Source organism: Novosphingobium organovorum, assembly GCF_022832435.1.
Classification (GTDB): domain Bacteria; phylum Pseudomonadota; class Alphaproteobacteria; order Sphingomonadales; family Sphingomonadaceae; genus Novosphingobium; species Novosphingobium organovorum.
The window spans coordinates 1-23,063 of sequence record NZ_JALHLF010000024.1 but is presented as its reverse complement, the minus strand read 5'-3'; the positions used below and the strand labels follow the sequence as shown (position 1 = coordinate 23,063).

At 68.8% G+C, this 23,063-nt stretch carries 17 protein-coding genes and 1 pseudogene; 5 read left to right on the top strand and 13 right to left on the bottom strand.

Annotation, left to right across the window (positions count from 1 at the left end; translation table 11 throughout):
• Positions 1-282: 282 nt before the first annotated feature.
• Together MTR62_RS08570 and dxs are read right to left on the bottom strand one after the other, a co-directional pair.
• A complete protein-coding gene (locus tag MTR62_RS08570; RefSeq protein WP_244019091.1) occupies positions 283-1,539 on the bottom strand; it encodes an MFS transporter in 1,257 nt (418 codons plus the stop codon).
• A gap of 83 nt (positions 1,540-1,622) precedes the next feature.
• Positions 1,623-3,566: a 1-deoxy-D-xylulose-5-phosphate synthase gene (gene dxs / locus MTR62_RS08565; protein ID WP_244019006.1), complete on the bottom strand. Its 1,944-nt coding sequence runs from the start codon at positions 3,564-3,566 to the stop codon at positions 1,623-1,625.
• A gap of 133 nt (positions 3,567-3,699) precedes the next feature.
• Between dxs and MTR62_RS08560 the strand changes: the two genes are divergently transcribed.
• On the top strand, positions 3,700-4,239 hold the full coding sequence (locus tag MTR62_RS08560) for a GNAT family N-acetyltransferase (RefSeq protein WP_244018995.1): 540 nt from the start codon (positions 3,700-3,702) through the stop codon (positions 4,237-4,239).
• Between the two features lie 62 nt (positions 4,240-4,301).
• Here MTR62_RS08560 and MTR62_RS08555 read toward each other — a convergent pair whose 3' ends face one another.
• The 6 genes from MTR62_RS08555 to rpe form a co-directional block, all read right to left on the bottom strand.
• Positions 4,302-4,808 carry a Fur family transcriptional regulator gene (locus tag MTR62_RS08555; RefSeq protein ID WP_244018993.1) on the bottom strand — a complete coding sequence of 169 codons (507 nt, stop codon included), beginning with the start codon at positions 4,806-4,808 and terminating at the stop codon, positions 4,302-4,304.
• 35 nt (positions 4,809-4,843) lie between these two features.
• Positions 4,844-4,993, bottom strand: a complete 150-nt coding sequence (locus MTR62_RS08550; RefSeq protein WP_244018991.1) for a hypothetical protein — start codon at positions 4,991-4,993, stop codon at positions 4,844-4,846.
• 170 nt (positions 4,994-5,163) lie between these two features.
• Complete coding sequence (locus MTR62_RS08545) at positions 5,164-5,385, bottom strand: hypothetical protein (protein ID WP_244018981.1); 222 nt, start codon at positions 5,383-5,385, stop codon at positions 5,164-5,166.
• A 25-nt stretch (positions 5,386-5,410) separates the two neighbouring features.
• Positions 5,411-7,003 carry a bifunctional phosphoribosylaminoimidazolecarboxamide formyltransferase/IMP cyclohydrolase gene (gene purH / locus MTR62_RS08540; RefSeq protein WP_244018979.1) on the bottom strand — a complete coding sequence of 531 codons (1,593 nt, stop codon included), beginning with the start codon at positions 7,001-7,003 and terminating at the stop codon, positions 5,411-5,413.
• Positions 7,004-7,187: 184 nt separating this feature from the next.
• Positions 7,188-9,152, bottom strand: a complete 1,965-nt coding sequence (locus MTR62_RS08535; protein WP_407672648.1) for a heparinase II/III family protein — start codon at positions 9,150-9,152, stop codon at positions 7,188-7,190.
• 5 nt (positions 9,153-9,157) lie between these two features.
• Positions 9,158-9,820 carry a ribulose-phosphate 3-epimerase gene (gene rpe / locus MTR62_RS08530; protein ID WP_244018976.1) on the bottom strand — a complete coding sequence of 221 codons (663 nt, stop codon included), beginning with the start codon at positions 9,818-9,820 and terminating at the stop codon, positions 9,158-9,160.
• Positions 9,821-10,478: 658 nt separating this feature from the next.
• Here rpe and MTR62_RS21685 point away from each other — a divergent pair.
• A pseudogene (locus MTR62_RS21685) lies at positions 10,479-10,790 on the top strand (DUF2141 domain-containing protein); the annotation flags it as partial.
• Between the two features lie 42 nt (positions 10,791-10,832).
• Here MTR62_RS21685 and MTR62_RS08520 read toward each other — a convergent pair.
• From MTR62_RS08520 to MTR62_RS08500, 5 genes are all read right to left on the bottom strand, one after another.
• On the bottom strand, positions 10,833-11,609 hold the full coding sequence (locus MTR62_RS08520; protein WP_244018957.1) for a nucleotidyltransferase family protein: 777 nt from the start codon (positions 11,607-11,609) through the stop codon (positions 10,833-10,835).
• Positions 11,606-12,532, bottom strand: coding sequence for a hypothetical protein (locus MTR62_RS08515; RefSeq protein ID WP_244018955.1), 927 nt, complete (start codon positions 12,530-12,532; stop codon positions 11,606-11,608). Before MTR62_RS08515 ends, MTR62_RS08520 begins: the two co-directional genes overlap by 4 nt.
• Positions 12,533-12,617: 85 nt before the next feature.
• Entirely contained in the window at positions 12,618-13,682 is a 1,065-nt protein-coding gene (locus MTR62_RS08510) for a diacylglycerol kinase family protein (protein WP_244018953.1), read from the bottom strand.
• 135 nt (positions 13,683-13,817) lie between these two features.
• Positions 13,818-14,969: a glycosyltransferase family 4 protein gene (locus tag MTR62_RS08505; RefSeq protein ID WP_244018951.1), complete on the bottom strand. Its 1,152-nt coding sequence runs from the start codon at positions 14,967-14,969 to the stop codon at positions 13,818-13,820.
• The gene (locus MTR62_RS08500; RefSeq protein WP_244018949.1) at positions 14,966-16,141 is read right to left on the bottom strand and encodes a hypothetical protein; all 1,176 of its coding nucleotides are present in this window, start codon (positions 16,139-16,141) and stop codon (positions 14,966-14,968) included. The genes MTR62_RS08505 and MTR62_RS08500 overlap by 4 nt, the downstream gene beginning before the upstream one ends.
• A gap of 158 nt (positions 16,142-16,299) precedes the next feature.
• Between MTR62_RS08500 and MTR62_RS08495 the strand changes: the two genes are divergently transcribed.
• From MTR62_RS08495 to MTR62_RS08485, 3 genes are all read left to right on the top strand, one after another.
• The gene (locus tag MTR62_RS08495; RefSeq protein WP_244018947.1) at positions 16,300-17,670 is read left to right on the top strand and encodes a lipopolysaccharide biosynthesis protein; all 1,371 of its coding nucleotides are present in this window, start codon (positions 16,300-16,302) and stop codon (positions 17,668-17,670) included.
• Positions 17,671-17,744: 74 nt separating this feature from the next.
• The gene (locus tag MTR62_RS08490; RefSeq protein WP_244018945.1) at positions 17,745-18,977 is read left to right on the top strand and encodes a M20 metallopeptidase family protein; all 1,233 of its coding nucleotides are present in this window, start codon (positions 17,745-17,747) and stop codon (positions 18,975-18,977) included.
• 191 nt (positions 18,978-19,168) lie between these two features.
• On the top strand, positions 19,169-22,786 hold the full coding sequence (locus MTR62_RS08485) for a hydantoinase B/oxoprolinase family protein (protein WP_244018943.1): 3,618 nt from the start codon (positions 19,169-19,171) through the stop codon (positions 22,784-22,786).
• The last annotated feature ends 277 nt before the right edge of the window (positions 22,787-23,063 follow it).

Below are 23,063 nucleotides of genomic sequence, written 5' to 3'. Positions count from 1 at the left end.
AATTTCCCCCTTGCCGATGCGCCCGGCGTTGGCCCGGCAACAGCAGCGTGTCGAATGGCACCTGCCCGTTTCCCCGCTCCGCGCCGCCGACGCAACCCCTAATGGCTGGTACGCGGGGCATTCGAAGGGGGGAAAGGGGATAAATCCGAGGGCCATTGCCCTCGGGCTCCCCGAACGGTCGACCTCACCTCTCTCGTACCCCGTTTGCCGGGAAAGGTGAGGTCGGCAGTTCGGGGCCAAGGGGTGATTACCCCTTGAAACATATCTTTCTTGAAAACGTGCTCAGACCGCTACGCGGTCGAGCACGTTGTCGCGGCGGGTGTCCTTGAGCAGGAGCGCGGCGGCGAAGGAGACCGCGCAGATCGCCGAGACGTACCAGTAGAAGCCGCTTTCGTGGCCCGCCTGCTTGAAGGCGAAGGCGACGTTCTCCGCCGTCCCGCCGAACAGCGCGTTGCCCACGCCATAGGCCAGCCCCACGCCCAGCGCGCGCACGTGGCTGGGGAACAGTTCGGCTTTGAACAGCCCGCTGACCGAGGTGTAGAGCGAGTTGATGACCAGCCCTGTCAGCACCAGCGCGAAGGCCGGGCCAAGGCCGCGCGCGCCCGCCAGCGCGGTGAAGATCGGCACCGTGCAGACCATCGCGAGCCCGGCGAAGGCCAGGATGTTGTTGCGCCGTCCGATCCGGTCCGACAACGCGCCCATCAGCGGCTGGAGCAGCATGAACAGCGTCAGTTCGCCGAGCATCAGCGTGGTCGCGGTCTCTTTGCCCAGCCCCACCGTCAGCACGAGGTACTTCTGCATGTAGGTGGTGAAGGCGTAGAACGAGAGGCTGCCCCCCGCCGTCAGCGCGACGACGATGGCAAAGGGGCGCGCCGCCACGCGGAACAGTTCCGCCAGGCTCCCCGCCGCTTCGCCCGAGCGTTCGGCCGGGCTCGAGGTTTCGTGCATGTGGTGGCGAAACAGCACGATCGCGAGCGCGCCCGCAGCCCCGATCACGAAGCCCAGGCGCCAGCCCCAGGCGGTCATCTGCGCCTCGCTCAGCAGCGCCTGCATCACCACGATGACGAGCGTCGCGCACAGTTGCCCGCCGACCAGCGTGACGTACTGGAACGAGGACCAGAACCCGCGCCGCTTGCGCCCGGCGATTTCGGAAAGGTAGGTGGCCGCCGTGCCGTATTGCCCGCCGGTCGAGAAGCCCTGCACCATGCGCCCGATCAGCAGCAGCAGCGGGGCGAGGATGCCGGCTTGCGCGTAAGTGGGCAGAACGGCGATCAGCAGCGCGCCCGCGCCCATCATCAGGACCGAGAAGACCATCGCGCTCTGGCGCCCATGGCGGTCCGCCCAGCGGCCGAAGAACCAGCCGCCGATGGGGCGCAGCAGGAAGCCCACCGCGAAGATCGCGCTGGTCGCCATGAGCTGGACCAGCGGGTCGCTCTTGGGAAAGAACGCGGGCGAGAAATAGAGCGCGGTGAACGCGTAGATGTAAAAGTCGTACCACTCGATCAGGTTGCCCGCCGAGCCCGCGAGGATCGCACGCAGCCGGGCGCGATCGTCAAGCGGCGCGGGCTTGGCCTGATTAAGCGGGACCGGATCGAGCGGGACCGGATCGAGCGGGGCGCCGCTCACGCGCGCGCTTCGCTGACGCCGTGGCTGTTGTGGCGCAGCGCCGCCAGCACCGTATCGACGATCTGCGGCGCGTTGAGCCCCGCCGTGTCGTACTGCGCCTCGGGCTTGTCCTGGTCCTGAAACACGTCGGGCAGGCGCATGGTGCGGATCTTGAGGCCGGTGTCGGTCAGCCCTTCGTCGCTCGCCATGGTCAGCACGTGGGCGCCCAGGCCCCCGATCGATCCTTCCTCGATCGTCACCACCACTTCGTGGCTGAGCATCAGGCGGCGGATGAGATCGGTGTCGAGCGGCTTGGCAAAGCGCAGGTCGGCGACGCTCGTGGGAAGGCCCTTCGCCTCAAGCGCGTCGGCGGCCTTGAGCGCTTCGCCAAGACGCGTGCCGAGCGAGAGCAGCGCGACCTTGCCGGCGGGCTTGTCCACCCCGTCCGAGCCGCGCACCATGCGGCCCTTGCCGATTTCGAGCCGCTGCGGGACTTCGGGCAGCGCCACGCCGGTGCCGTTGCCGCGCGGGTAGCGAAAGGCGATCGGGCCGTCGTCGTAACGCGCGGCGGTGTGGGTCATGTGGACCAGTTCGGCTTCGTCGGCCGCGGCCATCACCACCATGTTGGGCAGGGTGGCAAGATAGGTCACGTCGAACGAGCCCGCATGGGTCGCGCCATCGGCACCGACCAGCCCGGCGCGGTCGATCGCGAAGCGCACCGGCAGGTTCTGGATCGCGACGTCGTGGACGACCTGGTCGAAGGCGCGCTGGAGGAAGGTGGAGTAGATCGCGCAGAACGGACGCATCCCCTCGGCGGCGAGCCCGGCGGCGAAAGTCACCGCGTGCTGTTCGGCAATGCCGACATCGAAGCTGCGTTCGGGGAAGGCCTTTTCGAATTTGTCGAGCCCGGTGCCCGAAGGCATCGCGGCGGTGATCGCGCAGATCGTGGGATCGACCTCGGCCTCGGCGACGAGGGCCCTGGCGAAGACGCTGGTGTAGCTCGGCGGCCCGGCCGGGGCCTTGCTCTGTTCGCCGGTGACGACGTTGAACTTCTGCACGCCGTGGTACTTGTCGGCCGCCTCCTCGGCGGGGGCATAGCCCTTGCCCTTTTGCGTGACGACATGGATCAGGATCGGGCCCTTGGCCGCGTCGCGCACGTTCTCGAGCACGGGCACCAGCGATTCGAGGTCGTGCCCGTCAAGCGGGCCGACGTAGTAGAAGCCGAGCTCCTCGAACAGCGTGCCGCCCATCGCCATGCCGCGCGCGAACTCGTCGGTCTTCTTGGCGGCGACCTGGAGCGGACGGGGCAACTTGGACGCGAAACGGCGCGCCAGTTCGCGCATCCCCAGGAACTTGCCCGAGGAGACGAGGCGGGCGAGATAGGCCGAAAGCCCGCCAACGGGCGGCGCGATCGACATGTCGTTGTCGTTGAGGATGACGATCAGGCGATTGCCCGCGGCTTGCGCGTTGTTCATCGCCTCGTAGGCCATGCCCGCGCTCATCGCGCCATCGCCGATCACCGCGATGCCGCGGCCGGGTGCGCCCTTGATCTTGTTGGCCAGCGCAAAGCCGAGCGCGGCCGAAATCGAGGTCGAGCTATGCGCGGTGCCGAAGGGATCGTATTCGCTCTCGGTGCGCTTGGTGAAGCCGGAAAGCCCGCCGCTCTGGCGCAGCGTGCGGATGCGGTCGCGCCGCCCGGTGAGGATCTTGTGCGGGTAGGCCTGGTGGCCCACGTCCCAGATCAGCCGGTCACGCGGGGTGTCGAAGACGTAATGGATGGCCACGGTCAATTCGACCACGCCCAGGCCCGAGCCGAGGTGACCGCCGGTCTGCCCGACCGTGGCAATCGTCTCCGTACGCAGCTCGTTGGCAAGCTGGCGCAGCTGATCGGGTTTCAGCCTGCGCAGGTCGTCGGGGGTGGAGACGGTATCGAGTAAAGGTGTCGCCGTGTTTTCGGACATCGGTCCGCCTTACACACTTGGCTTGGCAGTGTCGATTGTGACATCAGGCAAACCCGTAATTTGCTATTTCCCCTTTTGCATTTGTGCACTTGGTCCTGCCAGGCGCCAATGCTTGTCCAGGACCATTGCCTTCGTGACTCTGACCATCCGCGTTGCCACCGTGCAGGATCTGCCGCGTCTCCAGGAAATCATGAACGCCGCGATCGGCCAGTTGCAGGCGGATTTCCTCGATCCGGCGCAAGTCGAATCGAGCCGTGCGGTCATGGGGCTCGATCGCCAGCTGATCGAGGATGCGACCTATTTCGTGGCGGAAATCGACGGCCAGATCGCGGGCTGTGGCGGGTGGAGCCGGCGCGCGACGCTCTATGGCGGGGATCACAGCGCAGGCTTGCGTGAACCGCGCCTGCTCGACCCTTCGAGCGAGGCGGCGCGGGTGCGCGCGATGTACACCGACCCGGCCTTCGTACGGCGCGGCATCGGCCGCGCGCTGCTCGCGCATTGCGAAGCGGCGGCGCGTGCGGAGGGCTTTGCGGCGTGCGAACTGATGGGCACCGCGGCGGGTGAGCCGCTTTACGCCATCGCGGGCTATACCGTGCTCGAACGGATCGAGGACGCGCGCGGCGGGGCGCCGGTGCCGCTGGCCCGGATGCGCAAGGAACTGGTTACGGCGTAAGAAGCGAAAATCCGAGGGCCATCGCCCTCGGGGGCAAGGGACGTTAACCCCTTGATTATAATTTAGTTACTGCACTTGGCGCAGAGCCCGCGCAGTTCCACCACGGGGCGCACGTCGGCAAAGCCAGCCTGGCGCGCGGCGCCGATCAGCGCGCCGGTCAGGCTGTCGTCGTCGAGGTGGACGACCTGGCCGCACGAATCGCAGATCAGGAAGATGCAGTCGTGGCGGCAGCCGGGGTGCGAGTTGGCGATGTAGGCGTTGGCGCTTTCGACCCGGCGCGCCAGGTTGGTGCGCACGAACAGGTCGAGGATGCGGTACACGCTGTTGGGCGCCACGCGCTTGCCGCGCAGGGCCGAAACGCTTTCGGCAAGATCGTAGGCGGAGGCGGGCGTCGCGCGTTCGGCCAGCGCGGAAAAGACGTCGGCGCGCATGTCGGTCCACTGCTCGCCAGCGCTCGTCAACACGGTGCGGGCGGCCTTTTTCAGGCCTTCGCCGCTGTGCTCGTGGTGGCCGTGCGAGGGTTCGCAGGCGTCGTGAAGATCGGTGCCCATGGTCCCAATATGGGCCATCGCGCTGCGCTTCGCAACGCGTAGTCGGAGCGACTTTAGTAGGTGGTGGCCGCTTCGGCGGGCGAGGCGACCGAGTCCGACAGCGAGTGGCCGGTGCCAAGGCCCATCGCGCCGAACACCAACAAGGCGCCACCGGCGAAGCCGAGGGCGAAGAAGCGGGCAAATTCGGTCTTGATCAGGCGCATAGTATTTCCAGCAGGAACAGGTTCGGGTTTCGGGCCGATGTCGTGGGGCCCTTTTGATTCAAAACGGATGACCGTCGAGTGAATTAAGGGCAAATCGCCTTGCGTTGACGATGAACCGTGGGCTGCGTGCGGCCACCGGATGGCGCGCGCCGGAACTTTCGCAAGATGTATCAGGGGTTGGCTGCGGCGGGGCCTTGCGAGAGCGCCAGATTGACGATCGAAAACAGCAGCAGGAGGGCGACGGGAAGCGCCGCGAAGCAGAAGGGGAGGGCAAAGGCGGCCAGCCAGGCGACCGGGCGATCGAGTCGCCCGGCGCGCAGCAGGATGGCCGAGATCATGAACCCGGTGATGAAGCCGAGCGTGACGAGGGGGCCGAGCCAGAGCACCGTCATGTCCCGCACCCGGCCCCGTCCGGTCTCAATGGCGGAAGTGGCGCATGCCGGTGAAGACCATCGCCAGGCCCGCCTCATTGGCGGCGGCGATGACTTCTTCGTCGCGGATCGAGCCGCCGGGCTGGATCACCGCGGTGGCGCCCGCCTCGGCCGCGGCGAGCAGGCCGTCAGCGAAGGGGAAGAAGGCGTCCGAGGCCACCGCGCTGCCGTGCGTGCGCGGCTTGGCCCAGCCGAACTTCTCGGCCGCTTCGGCCGCCTTCATCGCGGCGATGCGCGAGCTGTCGCGGCGGTTCATCTGGCCCGCGCCGATGCCGGCGGTGGCGCCGTCCTTGGCGTAGACGATGGCGTTCGACTTGACGTGGCGCGCGACGGTCCAGGCGAACAGGCAGTCGGCCAGTTCGGTGTCGGTGGGCGCACGCTCGGTCACGACCTTGAGATCATCGAAGCTGATCGCGCCGTTGTCGCGGCCCTGGACCAGCAGGCCGCCGGTGATCGGCTTGACGTTGAGCCCGCCGCGGCGCGGATCGGGCAGTTCGCCGGTCAGCAGCAGGCGCAGGTTCTTCTTTTTGGCGAAGAAGGCGCGGGCCTCCTCGTCGGCGTCGGGGGCGACGACGACTTCGGTGAAGATCTGGCAGATCGCCTCGGCGGTCGCGCCGTCGAGCGTCTGGTTGACCGCGACGATGCCGCCGAAAGCCGAGACGTCATCGCAGGCGAGCGCGTCGTTCCAGGCCTCGAGCAGGCTGTCGGCCTGCGCCACGCCGCAGGGGTTGGCGTGCTTGACGATGACCACCGAGGGCTTCTGGCCCTTGAACTCGGCAGCGAGTTCGAAAGCGGCGTCGGCGTCGTTGTAGTTGTTGTAGGACAGTTCCTTGCCCTGGACCTGCTCGGCCTGCGCCAGACCCTTGGTGAAGGGGCCGACGGGGGTGTAGAGCGCGGCCTTCTGGTGCGGGTTCTCGCCGTAGCGCAGCGGGGTCGCCAGGCGACCGTTGACCGAGAGCATCTCGGGAAATTCGAGGCCCTGGTCGGCAAAGGCGAACCACTGCGAGATCATCGAATCGTAAGCCGCGGTCTGCGCGAAGGCGCGCGCGGCCATCAGCTTGCGGAAACCGAGCGTGGTGCAGCCGTCGGTCGCCTCGAGTTCGACCATCAGGCCTTCATAGTCGGCCGGGTCGGTGACGATGGTGACGAAGGCGTGGTTCTTGGCCGCCGAGCGCACCATCGAGGGGCCACCGATGTCGATGTTCTCGATGATCGTGTCGCGGTCCGCGCCCTTCGCGACGGTCGCCTCGAAGGGGTAGAGGTTGACTACCACGAGGTCGATCGCGCCGATTTCATGCTCGGCCATGGCGGCGGCGTGTTCGGGATTGTCGCGCACGGCGAGCAGGCCGCCGTGGACCTTGGGGTGCAGCGTCTTGACGCGGCCGTCCATCATTTCGGGGAAATCGGTGATTTCCGAAATGTCCTTCACCGCAAGGCCCGCTTCGCGCAGGGCCTTGGCGGTGCCGCCGGTCGAGACCAGCTCGACGCCGCGCGCGGCAAGGACCTTGCCCAGTTCGGCAAGCCCTGTCTTGTCGGACACCGAAAGAAGGGCGCGGCGGATCTGGACGGTATCGGTCATGAGGGGAAGGTTCCTTGCAACGGAGGAGGCGTCAAGTCTTTGCGCGCGCCCTTAGGCCGCCCGGCGAGGCGGGGCAAGGGCGTGGGCGCCACAAAATGGCCGTTGTGCGCGGTTTTCACGGCTGGTCGACGGGGGCGATGGATGGGAGCGCCGGGACCGGGCCCTGGAGCGATGCGCCCTGCTGTCAGGCCATCTTCTTGAGCAGCCAGCTGAACGTGCCGCCCCCGCGCGAGGCGAGGCCCTGGATCACGATCTGGTGCGTCGCCTGCGGGCGGCCCTGGCCATCGACCCACAGCGAATCCTCGATCTCGACCGTGCCCGCGCCCGAGCGAAACTGCCAGTAGCTGCCGTCGGGCAGGACCAGCGCGGCGCCCTGACCGTCCTCGGTCGGCGCGACGGTGACTTCGGGGGCGAGGTGGAAGCGGATCGCAAAGCCCACCTTGCCGCGTTTTGCCTTGCGGCCCGAAGGCAGCAGCATGTCCTCGCCGCGCAGTTCGCTGCCGTCGTCACGCAGGATCAGGATGCGGCGGTGGGTCAGCGTGTAGCGCTGCGCATAGCCGTTGTGGCTCGCCTCGAGCCGGGTCGCCGCGCTGCCGCTTTCGGTCTCCAGCGTCTTGCGGTCGACGTCGACCGCGGTGACCCCCTGGCCGATCGCGCCGTTGATGAGGATCGCGGTCGAGTTGGCATCGTCGAGCGTGAGCGTGGAGTGTGCCGCCGTCGCGCGCAGGCCCTGGTCGAGCCGCGCGGGGACCAGCCCGCCCGCGCTCGCCGCGCCGCCGCAGTTGACGATCACCCGCTGGTTGGCGTGCGAGAATTCGAAGGCCAGCGTCGAGGCGCAGCCGTAGCGCGCATCGCCCGGCATCGGCGGGGGGGCGGTGTCGAACTGGAGGATCGACTTGTGCGCCGAGACGCGCTGGTAGCCCCATTGGCGCACGTCGCGCAGCGGGCGCGTGCGCACGCCGCTGGCGCGCACCAGTTCCTCCACCGCGCCCGCCGGGATTGCCCAGCCGCCCTGCCACGAGCCGAGCGAGCCATCGCCGTGGCACAGCGCGAGCAGCGGGGGCACGAGCATTTCGACCACGTGTTCCATCGCCTCGGTGCTTTCGCGCCGGGTCGCCTGGTAGCAGTTGCGCAGCCGCACGAGCAGCGCGATCGCCTCCATCTGCGCGAGCGGGCTGCGCGACAGCACGCCGCCGTCATCGCCCATCAGTTCGCCCAGCGCCTTCATCAGTCCGGCTTCGGCGTAGAGCCGGCGCGGGCGGCCTTCGGGCAGGAGCAGACCGGCGGCGACCAGCCCGCACCACCCCGCCACCGCGCCCAGCGGATCTTCGGCGTGGTGGACTTGCCGGTCGAGCCAGCGCGCGGTCTCGGCGATGTGCGCGAGCATGCGCACGCGGAAGGCCTTTTCGCCCGACAGGATCAGCGGCGCGTGGACCAGCCAGTTCATCAGGCGGGTGCCGGTGTTGCCGATCGCCCAGGCCGGACCGCCCTTGCCCGACTTGCTCGGCTTGGCGGGAGGGCGCGGATTGGCCTGGACCCAGGCGGCGAGGATACGCTCGGCCACGGGCGCGACCTGTTCGCGCGGAGCGCAGGCTTCGAGGTCGGCGAGCCAGGCGAAGGCGTGGACCATGCGTTCGAGCGGCGGAGTGACGCGCGCCGCGCCCGCGAAATCGACGTGCGCGATCGGTGTCTTGGCACCGTGGACGAGGAAATGCCCGGCGCGCAGTGCGGTGCCTGCGGCGGCGTTGCCGGGGACGGTGTTGCGCACCGTGGCGAGCAGGCGCGTGCGCGCCTTCTTGCCCACCGGCGTGCTCAGCATCGAGCCGGGCACGCCAAGGCGATAGGCGAAGCGGATCAGCCGCTCGCCCGCAGTGACCGAAGGCGGCGAGAAATCGACGAGCGCGAGCGCGCGCCCGGTCTCGGACTGCTCGGCCTCCACGATCGGGGCCGCGCTCGCCCGCTCGGGCGGCTCGGGAAGGGGGGCTGGTGTCAGGGGCGTCAAGGGGGGCATCGCGTCGACCTCGGCTGCGGCGCCGGCGACGGGGCCGGCTTCTTGCAAGCCACCCTCCCCGACAACGCCATCACGCGAAACGCCCTGGCCCGGGCCAGGGTTCCGCGTGGCGCTGTCGGAGCGGGTGTCGACGCGCACCGGGATCAGTCCAGGCCCTTGAGCTTGCGGATGTTGGCGGCGTAGTGATCGGGGCCGCCGCGGAAGGTGGCCGAACCGGCGACGAGCACGTCCGCGCCCGCTGCCACGCACTGCGGCGCGGTGACCGCATCGACGCCGCCGTCGACCTCGAGCCGGATGTCGCAGCCCGACTTGTCGATCATCGTGCGCACCGCCTCGATCTTGCGCAGCTGGCTCGCGATGAAGCTCTGGCCGCCGAAGCCAGGGTTGACGCTCATGATGAGAACGAGATCGATTTCCTCGATCAGGTAGTCGAGCATCTTGGCCGGGGTCGCGGGGTTGAGCGAAACGCCCGCCTTCTTGCCCAGCTTGCGGATGGTCTGGACGGTGCGGTGGATGTGCGGCCCGGCCTCGGGATGGACGGTGATCACGTCGGCTCCGGCATCGGCGAAGGCTTCGAGGTAGCTGTCGACCGGCGAGATCATCAGGTGGACGTCGAAGGTCTTGGCCGAGTGCGGGCGCAGCGCCTTCACGACGGCGGGGCCGATCGTAATGTTGGGCACGAAGTGGCCGTCCATGACATCGACGTGGATCCAGTCCGCGCCGGCTTCGTCGATGGCGCGCACTTCCTCACCCAGGCGGGCAAAGTCGGCAGACAGGATCGAGGGTGAGATAAGCGGCGTGGTCATGGACTTTGTAGAACTCCTCTACTTTGCCAGATAGGCCACCCTATCTTGGGCCGACAAGGCGGACTTCCTGCGTTTTCCACACACGATATGGGTCAAGGCCTCGCGCTTCGACGCCGGGATGGCCGCGCTGCGCGCGCGCGGATCGTGCAAGCGGATCGTGCGCGCGGATCGTGCCAGGCGCGCGTGACCATTCCCCGGTGAAGCGGCCTGAACCGGCGATAAGCTGAAAATTCAGTGCCTATTCAGCGCAGGAGGGCTAGGAAACCGGTCGAATGAAAAGGCGTTTGAACGACGCGGCTGTCTGGAGTGAGGCTTCGGTCAGCGGACAGGATTTTACGTGAGGATAGGCCATAGCATGATTCGATCTGAAAAGCGCGCCCTGGCCCTGGGGGGCACGGTAATGGCCGCAGCGGCGATGCTCGGCCTCGCGGTTCCGGCACAGGCCCAGTACCGCCACCGCATCGGCAACGAGATGGGCAAGTGCACCAGCGCGGGCGGCCCTGCGCTGATGGTGACCGTGGACGGGGTCAAGGCCTCGCAGGGGACCATCCGGGTGCAGAGCTACCGCGCGACGTCGGACGAGTGGCTTTCGAAGGGCAAGTGGCTCTCGCGCATCGAAGTGCCGGCCAAGGCGGGCACGATGACCTTCTGCGTGCCNCGGGTGCAGAGCTACCGCGCGACGTCGGACGAGTGGCTTTCGAAGGGCAAGTGGCTCTCGCGCATCGAAGTGCCGGCCAAGGCGGGCACGATGACCTTCTGCGTGCCCGTGCCCGGCCCCGGAACGTATGGCATCGCGGTGCGCCACGACGTCAACAACAACGGCAAGACCGACCTGACCGAGGATGGCGGGGCGATGTCGAACAACCCGTCGATCAACATCTTCAACCTGGGCAAGCCCAGCTACACCAAGATCGGCGTGCCGGTGGGCGACGGGGTGAAGTCGATCCGGATTCAGATGAAGTATATGTAGCAAGCCAAGGGGGGTGACGCCCCTTGATCCCCAAAAGAGCCTTTAATTCGCTTCTTTTTGCGCCAGGATCGCGCGCACGTCGTCAAGGTCCGACGGCTTGTCGACATCGACCGCGGCAAGACCGTCGCGTGCGGCGACAAGGCGCGCGGTCACGCCGATGCGCGCGCCGAGCCGGGCGATCGCCTCGGCCATCGTCAGGCGGCGCAGGGCGAAGCGCAGCAGGGTGCCCGGCCCCAGCTTGATCGCGATGCGCCAGGGACGCTTGCGGTCGGCCTCGACCCCTTTCCAGGTTTCGATCGCGGCTTCGGCACCGGGTTTGGCGAGCAGGAACAGGTTGCAGCCCGACCAGGCGCCGTCGGCCATGGTCAGCCAGGTGCGCTTGCTGCCCGGCAGCGCCCTTTCCACATCCTCGCGCCGGGCCAGCATCAGCGCGACGTCGGCCTCGGCCCCGGTGTCGGCGATGAAGTCGCGTACCCATTGCGGCTGGAGCAGCGCGTGGTCCGAGGTCGTCACCAGCATCGGCGCGCCCAGATGCGCAAACCCGGCGGCCACGCTCGCGCTTGGTCCGGCCTCGGCGGGGAGCACTTCGCAGCCCAGCGTCTGGGCCAGCGCGACGACTTCGGGATTGTTGGCGATCACCGCCACGCGCGCGATGCCGCCATCGCGCAGCGCGCGCACGACGCGCGCGAGCATCGGCTCGCCGTCGATCGCGATCAGTGCCTTGTGGCTGACGTTCTGCTCGGTGGCCACGGGATCGGGAGCACCGGGGCGCGATCCGGCCAGAACCAGCGCGCTGGGAGGGAGGGCAAGGGGGCTCATGCGCTCGGTGTCCGTTTTGCAGCGGCCCGGCGCGCGCGCCACAGGCCCCACAGCACGCCCGGCGCGGCGAGCACCGGATGGCGTTCGCGCCACGGGGTCAGCGCCACGGGGATGCCAGTATGGCGTTCGATCTTCCAGGCGGCGTAGCGGGCCGCCCCCTCGAACGTGGTCGAGGCCTTGACCAGCCGCGCGACATTGTAGGGCTTGCCCAGCCGCTGGCGGCGTTTCCACCAGCGCAAGGTGCGCGCGCGCGCGGCCGCCGGGAGCGCGGGGCGCAAGGTGCCTTCGGGCCCGCCGCGGGCAAAGCCGATCCCTTGCGCGATCAGCGCGAGCGGGAGGAGCCCGTCGAAATGGGCACGGTTGGCCTCGAGGATCGAATTCTCGCGCCCCGCTTTCTCGACCCGGAATTCGGCGGCGTATGTCGCGCGGAACAGCGCGCGCCAGTAATCTTCGGGCGTGCCGGCCTCGGGGCCGAGCGCGATGGCGAGGCGCGCGGCGGTCTGCGCGGCGCTGCCGACGGCCTTTGCGGCAGCCTCTGCGGCGTCTTCGTCGCGCGCCCAGACGAGCCCGCTGGGCTGGACGAAGCGCGCCCAGATGGTAGTGTCGAGAAGCTCACCTGCCGCTGCCGCGCGGAAGGTTTCGAGCGGCATCGTGGCGACCTTGGCGCGCAGGTCGGTGCCTTCGAAAGTCCACTCGTGGTAGCTTACGCGCGGCCAGATCTTCTCGACCTGCGGGCCGCGCGTCAGCACGTAGAAGTCGAGCACGCCCTCGAGCGAGCCGGTGCGCAGGTTCGAGCCGTAGAACAGCACGGCGAGCGCTTCGGGCGCGGCGGCCTCGGCAAGCCGCTGCGCGAAGGCCGCGACTTCGCGTTCGACCGGCCGGTCGAGCGCGGTGCGTATCCGTCCGCTCAGGTCTTCGCTCATAGGATCATGCTCGGGCAGGAAGGCCTTGGAATCAAGAGCGTGCAAAGCGGCAAAAACGCGCCAGCTGGTCAGGGGCGACGGACGATCAGGGAATGACGAAGGTCAGCAGCGGGCCTTCGTCCATGATGTAGCGCCCGGCGGGGAAGGATTCGCCGTCGAGGATGAAGTTGCCCGCGATGTCCATTTCGACATCGCTGGTGGCGAAGCGGTGCAGGCCACGCTTCTCGAGGAATCGCGCGGCGAAACCGAACATGATCGCCGGGATCATGCCCAGCACCAGCCGGTTGGGCTGGTCGAGCACGATCATCTTGAGGCCGGGCGCGACCTTGCGGCCGAACGGACGTGCCCCGATCGGGAAACGCTCGAAGGTGGTGGCGATGGCCAGGAAGCGCTCGTCCGGGTTGCCCGGGCCGCTGTGGGTGAGCGTGCGGCCGGTCAGCCGGTCGATCAGGCGCGTGGGCGTGCCCGCGCGCCAGATGTTGCCCGCGCGGCCGAACAGCGATTGCAGCACGCCCCACAGGATCGAGAGGCCGACGGCCAGCCCGTTGAAGGCGCCGCGGCGGTGGGCTTCTTGTCCGGCCTCGGTGCACAGCGCGTAGGCGCCGGTGCCCAGGATGAAGCCCTGGACTGAAGCCGATACGGGCTCGCCCGCAGCATCGCACTCGGTGATGCGCAAGGGATGGCGGGTCGCGGTCTTGCCCTTGTGCGCGGCGGCCAGCGCCTCGCTCAGCGTCCACTTGCCCGGCAGGCCGAGGTCGACGGTGAGCGCGTTGGTCTTGCCCTTGGGCAGGATGATGAGGCGGGGCCAGTCTTCGCCGAAGACCGGCGCGCCGCAGGTCAGCACGTCGCGCACGGTGCCATCGCCGCCGTCGATCACCAGATAGTCGATCCCACGATGTGCAAAGCCGGCCAGCGTGCGCGACAGGTCGGCCCGGCTCTTGGGCGATTCGGTCAGGATGTTCGAGCAGTCCGCCATTTCGGGCGCGACGTTGGCGTTACGGTGTGCGCGCGGATTGCGGATGATGCCGACCAGCGGAACCGCCGGGGCCGGACGCCACGGGCGGGCGACGCGGGGTTGGGATCCGTCGCGATTGCGCTTTGCCTTGGGCAGCGCGGTGAATTCGTAAATATTTCCGTGCACGCTTTTCATATAGCGCTGCGCACGCGAAAAATCACGCACCATCGGCCGTGATAGAGGAATATTTCTGCAGTTTTGTGACGTTTTGCGCGGTTTGCCGGGCTTTGTCCAGCCGCGAATATGTTTAGCGTAACACTCGTTTGACGCTTATGTGACGGGAAATCGTTCGAAAATGCGCCCGACGTGCCGGTCCCAGGTAAACTCGGCCAGGGTGTGCTGCCGCGCCGCCGCGCCGAGCGATTCGCGCAGCGCCGGGTCGGCCAGCAGGCGGATCAGCGCGGCGTCGATCGCCGCCTGGTCGCGCCCGTTGACGCAAAAGCCGTGAACGCCATCCTCGATCAGCTCGCGCGTGCCGCCGTCGAGCCCGGCGACGACCGCGGTGCCGGTGGCCATGGCGTCGGCGATGGCGATCCCGAAGCCTTCGAAATCGCGCCCGCCATCGACCTCGATCTGCGGGTGGAGGAAGATGTCGGCGGCGCGGTAAAGCTCGTTCACCCGCGCGGTCGGCAGGAAACCGGCGACTTCGACCCGGTCCTCAAGGCCGAGTTCGCGCACCAGTGTCCGCAAGCGCTCCAACTCGGGCCCGCGCCCGCCAATGACGAAGCGAAAGGCAAGCCCCTGCGCCTTGGCGGCCGCGCAGGCGCGCACCGCGCCCGCGATGTTCTTGCGCGGTTCGAGCCGGCACAGCGCAAAGACCAGCGCGGTGCCCGAATGGGCGGCGCTGTATTTGACGGGGGCCGGGGCGGCGGGATCGGGCTCTTCGCTGAGGCCGTTCCAGGCGACCAGCGCGGGTGGCAGGGCGGAGCCGAGCCGCTCGGCAAGGCGCATCGCGCTGTAGTGGCTGACCGCGAGGAACCCGCGCGCGCGGCGCGCCACGCGGCGCATCAGGGCGAGCATCGGCCCCCTGGCGTACATGAACTCGCGCCCGTGGAAGGTGGTCACGTAGGGCAGGCCGAGCAGCATCGGCGGGATCGAGGTGCGCCAGGTCGTGGCGTGGATGAAATGCGGCGCGCCCGCACGCGCCCGTTCGCGGCGCAGCGCCTGGACGAAGCGCACCGGCACCAGCGGTGACTTGCCCGCGCCGATGTCGACGAGGTCGATCGTGGTGCCCGCTGCGCCGTGAAGACGCTCGTGGCGGGGGCCCGCGCTGGTCTGGGTGAAGACCGTGACCGCGGCCCCGGTGCGCGCGTAGGCCTCGGCAACGCCTTGGGCATACGTCTGCATCCCGCCCTCGTCGGGGCGATAGCCCTTGGCCATGACCCACACGCGCGTACCGGACAGATCGGGAAGCGGGCTCATGCGGGGGTCTCCGTGGGCTGGCCGGCGAGGAATTGGGCGATGGCTTTCGCGCCGCGCAGCGCCGCGCTTTCCCCGGTGACCGAAAAGGTGTCGGCGAGCATTTCGTCCTGCACCGGACGGTAGCGCGGATGGCTGGCGATCGCTTCGCGCACGGCAGCAAGGATGTCGGTTCCAGGCCGGACGACGGGCCCCGCGCGCCAGTGCGCGTAGTCGGGATCGCCCTCCCACGCGGTGCGGTGCGCGTCGAGGAACAGGCACGGGCGCGGATGGTAGAGGAACTCGTAGACCTGGCTCGACACGTCGCCGATGTAGACGTCGGCGCTGTTGGTGTAGCTCATGTCGGTCGAGGCCTTGCTGCCCAGATCGATGCGCAGGTTCGGTGCCGAGGAAAGCGAGGCGGCGGGCGGGTGCATGCGGCGCAGCGCGGGCGGGCTGATCGTCAGCGTCCACGTGCGCGCGAACATCATGACGTGCGGCGCGAAGACGAGGTTGAATTCCCCCGAGGCGGCAAAGGCCTCGAGCAGCGCGGGGCCCATCGCGTACCAGCTCGACAGGCGCGGCGAGGGGTGCGGGTTGTAGAGCACACTCGGGCGCGCCGGATCGGCAAAGCCGAGGTCCACGCGGTTGTCCGCGCACAGGTCGAACTTGGAATAGCCCACCACCCGGATCCGCTCGGGCGCGACCCCGGCCTCGGCGATCAGCCGGCGCGCGATCTTGGGACCGGCCACCAGCACGAGATCGAAGCGCGCGCTCTCCTTGCCGAAACCGATCGCCCGGTCACCCGCGCCGTGGCGGGTGTGGATGATCTTGAGATCGTCGAGCCCGTAGCGGGTCTTGAGCAGGAGCGAGGTCTTCTCCGACACGACGAGCGCGTCGAAACGGCGGAAGAAATCCAGGTTGTCGCGATAGATCAGCAGTTTGCGTGCCGGGATCAGCCCTTCGAATCCGCGCTGGAGCAGCCGCGAGACGGTCTGCGTAAGGCCGAGCGTGACCAGTTCGCAGCGCTCCAGGTCGGCGCCCGCCAGCGCGCGCACGCTGCGTGCGATCACTGGGTCGGTCACCGCCAGCGTGACCTGTGCGAAACCCGCGCGCGCGATCGCCAGCGCGATCGGCAGGCTGTGGGCGATCTGGTGGGTCTGGTCGTGGTTGAAGAGGAAACAGATACGGGTCACGGGCCTCGCGCTAACCGATTTGCCCCGCTTTGCCTAGGGCGCCGACTCGGTGCACGGGCGGCGGTTTCAGGGGGGCTGATACCACTCGATACAATCGGTGACACGCATTCGACGCAGGCCGCTTGCCCTCTTTCGCAATCTGGTACACAGGGCCGGAAATGTCCGAAACGGCGAACTCCCCTGGCCCTGCGCCATCGACCGCGCGCCGCATCCTGCGCAACACGGCATGGTTGCTGGGCGGGAAAGGATTCGGCGGGCTGTGCTCGCTGATCTACCTCGCCATTCTCTCCCGATCGCTGGGGGTGAAGCACTTTGGCCACTTCTCGCTGATCTTCGGCACGGCGCAGGCGCTTGTCGCCATCGCGGGGTTCCAGACCTGGCAGGCGGTGGTGCGCTATGGCGCGGCCTACGTGCACGACCAGGACTGGCAGCGCTTCACCCGGCTTTCGATGCTATGCGGGCTGATCGACGTGGTGGGCGGCGTGCTGGGCTGTGGTATCGCGCTCGTCGTGTTCCTGGGCTTCTCGCACCAGCTCAGCCTCAACCCGGCTTATGTGACGATGGCGCTGGCGTTCAATTGCGCGTTGATGTGGGGCCGCGTCTCGGCTCCCACGGGCATCATGCGCGCGCTCAACCGCTTCGACATGGCGGTTTACGTCGAGGCGATGGTCCCGGTCGGGCGGCTGATCGCGGCCGGGTTCATCTGGTGGTACGGGCCGACCGTCGGCCGTTTCCTGTTCGCCTGGGCCACGATCGACATCGCCTCGGCGATTGCCTACTGGATCATCGCGCTGCGCCAGATCCCCGAACGTTCGGCGTTCCGGGGGCTGCGCCAGTGGCGCAAGGCGGTGCGCGACAATCCGGGCATCGGCCACTTCCTGCTTGTCACCTCGGGCGCAAGCACGCTCGATGCGGTTTACAAGCAGGGGCCGCTGCTTGCGGTGGGTTTCTTCCTGGGCACCAAGGCGGCGGGTATCTACCGCCTGGCGGACCAGCTCGCGCAAGGGTTCAGCAAGCTCTCCACGCTGCTGGCGCGCGCGATCTATCCCGAAGTCACCCGCGCACGGGTGGCCGCCTCGGTCGATCAGTTCCGCCGCATGGTCAAGCGCATCAACCAGGTCGCCGGTCTGGCCGGTGGCTTCGTCGTGCTGGTCGCGATCGCGATCGGCGGCAAGCTGCTTGCGCTGATCGGGGGCGAGCCGTTCAAGGGCGGTGACGTGGTGCTGGTGCCGCTCGCCGTGGCGGCCAGCTTCGGGCTGGCCAGCGTGGCCTTCGAGCCGGTGCTGCACTCCACCGGCCGTGCCCGACAGGCGCTTGTCGGGCGGGTGATCTCGGTCATCATGCTGGCGCTCGCGATCGGCGGGCTCAACGGGCTCGGCGCGATCGGTATCGCCTGGGCGGTGGCGCTGGCGGCGGCAGCGGGCTACGTGGCGCTCGGCGTGATGGCCTACCGTTCGCTGCGCAAGCTGCCCGCGCAGAGCCTGGCGGTCGAGGACGGTGAGGAACCGCTGCCGCCGGCCGCGCTTTAAGGTCCCGTTCCTAGCCGCCTCACGTGCGGGCAAGCCTCTCGACAGGCTGCGCCCGGCTGGGCATCATGGCGGGCATGACCGCTTCCGCACCCGCCGCCATCCTTTCGGGGCCATGCCCTGACGCCATTGCCGAACGTATCGTTGCCCTGCGCCGCGCGATCCACGCCGAGCCCGAACTGGGACTCCATACCCCGCTCACGCGCGACAAGGTGCGCGCCGAACTGGCCGATCTGCCGCTCGAATGGGCCGAAGGTCCCTCGACCACCGGGCTCGTTGCCACGCTGAAGGGGGAGGCGGGGGAGGGGCCCTGCGTGCTCCTTCGCGGCGACATGGACGCGCTGCCCATGCCCGAGGAGACCGGGCTTGCCTTCGCCTCCTCCTTCCCCGGCGTGATGCACGCCTGCGGGCATGACACGCACACGGCGATGCTGGCGGGCGCGGCGCGGCTGCTGGCGGCCCGGCGTGAGAGCCTGAAGGGGCAAGTGCACTTCATGTTCCAGCCGGGCGAGGAAGGTTTCCACGGCGCGCGCTTCATGCTCGAAGACGGGCTGCTCGGCGGGTATGGCTCGGACCGGCAGCTGCCCGATGCGGCCTTTGCGCTGCACATCCTGCCCAACGCCCCGCACGGCACGATCGGCGGGCGTAGCGGGCCGCTCATGGCCGCGGCGGACCAGCTCAAGATCGCGGTCACCGGACGCGGCGGGCACGCCTCGATGCCGCACGACGCGCTCGACCCGATGCCGGTCGCCTGCGAGATCGTGGCGGCGCTGCAGACCATGGTCGCGCGCCGCTTCCCGGTGTTCGATCCGGTGGTGGTGACGATCGCGAAGATGCAGGCGGGCAGCGCGCACAACGTCATCCCGAACACCGTCGACATGCTGGGCACGATCCGCTCGCTCTCGCGCGAGAACCGGGCGCGACTTCACGCCGAAATCCCGGTGCTCGCGCAGGGCATCGCGCAGGCGCACGGGCTTACCGCCAGCGTGGAGATCGTCGAAGGCTTTCCGGTCACTGTGTGCGACGCGCGCGCAGTCGACTACGCGCAGGGTGTGGCGGGCGACCTGTTCGGAAACGACGCGTTCCGGCGGCTGGACGCTCCGATCATGGGGGCTGAGGATTTTGCCTATGTCCTCGAACAGGTGCCCGGCGCGATGTTCTTCCTTGGCGTCGCGCACGAAGGCGATGACTGGCGCCATTGCTGCGGCATCCATTCGACGAAGATGATGGTCGATGAAAGCGTGCTGCCGCGCGGCGCGCTGTTCCTTGCCGGGCTGGCGCAGCGCTTTGCGGCTCAGGGCTGGGGCTGACGGCGCGCCCGTTCGAAGGAAGAAGGGCACTATCCGAGGGCCATCGCCCTCGGGCTCCCCATACTGCCAACCGCATCTTTCCCGGCCAGCGATGCGTGGGGGCGACAGTGTGCAGGGGGTAACCCCTTGAAGCAAAAATCCCCCTCCACACTGGGTTTGCCTCCCGCCCTGCGTTTCGCCATGAAGGGGCCATGACGGACAACTGGCAATTCTGGGTCGATCGCGGTGGCACTTTCACGGACGTGGTGGCGCGCGGGCCCGGTGGTCGGTTCGAGCGGCTCAAGCTCCTGTCCGAGGACCCCGAGCGCTATGAGGATGCCGCGGTCGAGGCGATGCGCCGCCTGACCGGCGTGCGCGAGGGCGATCTGCCGCCGTGCGAACTGCGGCTGGGCACCACCGTTGCGACCAACGCGCTGCTCGAAGGCAAGGGCGAGCCGGTGCTGCTGGCGATCACGCGCGGTTTCGGCGACGCCTTGCGGATCGGCACGCAGGAGCGCCCCGACATCTTCGCGCGTCATATCGTCCTGCCCGAGCCGTTGGCCGCGCGAGTGCTTGAGATCGACGAGCGGGTAGGCGCGGACGGCACGCTTTACCGCCCGCTCGATCACGATGCGGCGCGGGCGGGTTTGCAGGAGGCGTACGACGCGGGGCTGCGCGCGGTGGCGATCGTGCTCATGCACGGCTACCGCTACCCCGCGCACGAGGCGGCGCTGGCCGATCTGGCGCGCGCGATCGGCTTTACCCAGGTTTCGGTCAGCCACGAGGTGGCCCCGCTCATCAAGCTGATCGCGCGCGGCGACACCAGCGTGGTCGACGCGCATCTTTCGCCCGTGCTCGATCGCTATATCGCAGGGCTCGAAGCCGGGCTGGGGCCGCATGTCGAGGCGCTCTACATGCAGTCGGGCGGCGGGCTGACGAGCGGGGCCCTGCTGCGCGGCAAGGATGCGATCCTGTCCGGCCCGGCAGGCGGCATCGTGGGCATGGCGGCGATCGCGAAGGAAGCAGGGTTTGCGCAAGTCGTCGGCTTCGACATGGGCGGCACCTCGACCGATGTGTCACACTACGCGGGCGAATACGAACGCGACAGCGAGACGCGGGTCGCGGGCAAGCGCGTGCGCACCCCTATGATGCGGATCGAGACGGTGGCCGCGGGCGGCGGTTCGATCTGCGCGTTCGATGGCGCGCGCTTCCTTGTCGGCCCTGAAAGCGCGGGCGCGGTGCCTGGCCCGGCGTGCTACCGGCGCGGCGGGCCGCTCGCCGTGACCGACTGCAACTTGCTCCTTGGCAAGCTGCGCCCGGAGCATTTCCCGCATGTCTTCGGGGCCCAGGGCGACGCGCCGTTGTCGCGCGCCGACGCCGAGGCGCGCATGGACGCGATCCTTGCCGCCGCGCACGCGGCCACCGGGCAGGTGCTTTCCCGTGAGCAGGCGGCCGAAGGGTTCCTGACCATCGCGGTCGCCAACATGGCCAACGCGATCAAGACCGTATCGCTGCGGCGCGGGCACGATGTCACGCGCGCCGCGCTGGTCACCTTTGGCGGTGCGGGCGGGCAGCACGCCTGCAAGGTCGCCGATGCGCTGGGCGTGACGAGCGTCCTGTGCCACCCGCTCGCCTCGGTGCTGTCGGCTTACGGCATGGGGCTGGCGGACCGGCGCGTGCTGCGCGAACGCACGCTGGCGCTCGCGCTCGACGATAACGCCCGCGCGCCTCTCGATGCCGCCGTTGAAGCACTGGGAGCGGCGGCGCGCGCCGATCTGGAGGCGCAAGGGGTGCCCGCCTCGGCGATCACGCTCGAGGCGACGCTGGCGATCCGTCCGCGCGGATCGGACAGCGCGATTCCCGTGCCGCTGGGCGAACCGGCGGCGATGCGCGCGGCCTTTCGTGCGCGATGGGATCACCTGTTCGGCTTTGCTGCGGGCGAGGATCTCATCGGCGAGACGCTGCGGGTCGAGGCGGTTGCGGCGGGCCATGTGGGCGGCGGCGCGGTCCTTGCGCTACCCGAGGTGTCAGGCGATCCGGCCGAGACGGTCACGATCTGGACCGAGGGCGCCGCACACGAAGCGCCGCTCTACCGCCGCGCTGATCTGGCGGCAGGGTTCACCGCGCAAGGCCCGCTGCTGGTGGTCGACGATGTTTCGACCACGGTGGTCGAGCCGGGCTGGAGCGTGGCGGTCGACGCGATCGGCAACCTCCTCTTGAAGCGCAGCATCGCGCCGCAAACCGCGCTTGCCACCAGCACCGCGCGCGATCCGGTGCGGCTGGAGATCATGGGCGCGCTGTTCATGGCCATCGCGCAGGAGATGGGCGCGGCCTTGCAGCATTCGGCGCGTTCGGTGAACATTCGTGAGCGGCTCGATTTCTCCTGCGCGCTGTTCGATGGGCAGGGCAACCTCATCGCCAACGCGCCGCATATGCCGGTGCATCTGGGCTCGATGGGCGAATCGGTGCGCACGGTGCTGGCGCGGCGGGGGAAGGGCGCCGATGGCCGACCCGTTGATGGGCGCGGTATCCGGCCGGGCGACGCCTATGTCCTTAACGCGCCTTACGATGGCGGCACGCACCTGCCCGATATTACCGTGGTCATGCCGGTCTTTGCCGATGAGGGCGACAGTGCGCCGGCCTGGTTCGTCGCCGCGCGCGGGCACCACGCCGACATCGGCGGGATCAGCCCCGGCTCGATGCCCCCGAACAGCCGCTCGCTCGATGAGGAGGGGGTGCTGATCGACAATGTCCTGCTGGTCGACGAAGGACGCCTGTGCGCGGCGCAGATGCGCGCGCTGCTCGCCTCCGGGCGCTGGCCCTCGCGCGCGATCGAGACCAACATGGCCGATCTCAGCGCCCAGCTGGCCGCCTGCGCGCGCGGCGCCAGCGAACTGCGCCGCATCGCGCGCGAGCAGGGCCGGGCGATGGTCGATGCCTATATGGGCCACGTCCAGGCCTATTCCGAAGAGGCCGTGCGCGCGCTGATCGCGCGGCTTCGCGACGGCGCCTTCGTGGTGGACATGGACAACGGCGCGCAGATCCACGTCGCGGTCTCGATCGATCGCGGCAGCCGCAGCGCGGTGATCGATTTCACCGGCACGTCCGCGCAGCTGCCCGACAATTTCAACGCGCCGCTCCCCGTGGTGCGCGCCGCCGTGCTCTACGCGCTGCGCACGCTGATCGACGATCCGGTGCCGATGAACGAGGGGTGCCTGCGCCCGATCGAACTGATCGTGCCCGAACACTCGATGCTGCGCCCGGTCGCGCCCGCCGCCGTCGTCGCGGGCAATGTCGAGACCAGCCAGGCGATCACCGATGCGCTGTTCGCGGCCTTTGGCGCGATGGCCGCCGCGCAAGGCACGATGAACAACTTCACCTTCGGCGACGAAGCGCACCAGTACTACGAGACGATCGCGGGCGGCTCGGGCGCGGGGCCCGATTTCGACGGGACCAGCGTGGTTCAGACGCACATGACCAATTCGCGGCTGACCGATCCCGAAGTGCTCGAAACCAACTTCCCGGTCCTGCTCGAACAGTTCGCGATCCGGCGCGGCTCGGGCGGCAAGGGCGCGCACAAGGGCGGCGATGGCGCGGTACGCCGGGTCCGTTTCCTCAAGCCGATGCAGGCGGGCATTCTCGCGCAAAGGCGCACGACGGCGCCGTTCGGTTTGGCAGGTGGCGGCGACGGACTTCCCGGCGCAAACCGGATCGAACGTGGCGACGGGCGGGTCGAAGGGCTGGCTTCCACCGCGCGGGTCGATCTGGAGGCGGGCGATGTCTTCGTGATCGAGACACCGGGCGGGGGCGGCTACGGCGCCGGAAATTGAGTAGGGCGGGTGCCGGACAGCCCTTTCCCGCAGGGGGACGGGGCGTTCCGGGCTTGCGCTGCGGGGCCGGGCGGTGCACACTCCCATGAAATGATATAAGTCACGGGAAGAGGATTATGTCGCATCTGCGAAAGAATGGTGCCGTGCAATGAGCGCGCCCGTCCTGACCTCCACGCTCGATACCACCGCGCCCGAAGCGTGCGCGCGCGCGCAGCACAACCGCGCGCTGGCCGCCGCCTTGCGGCGGCGCGTGGCCGAAGCGGCTCAAGGCGGCAGC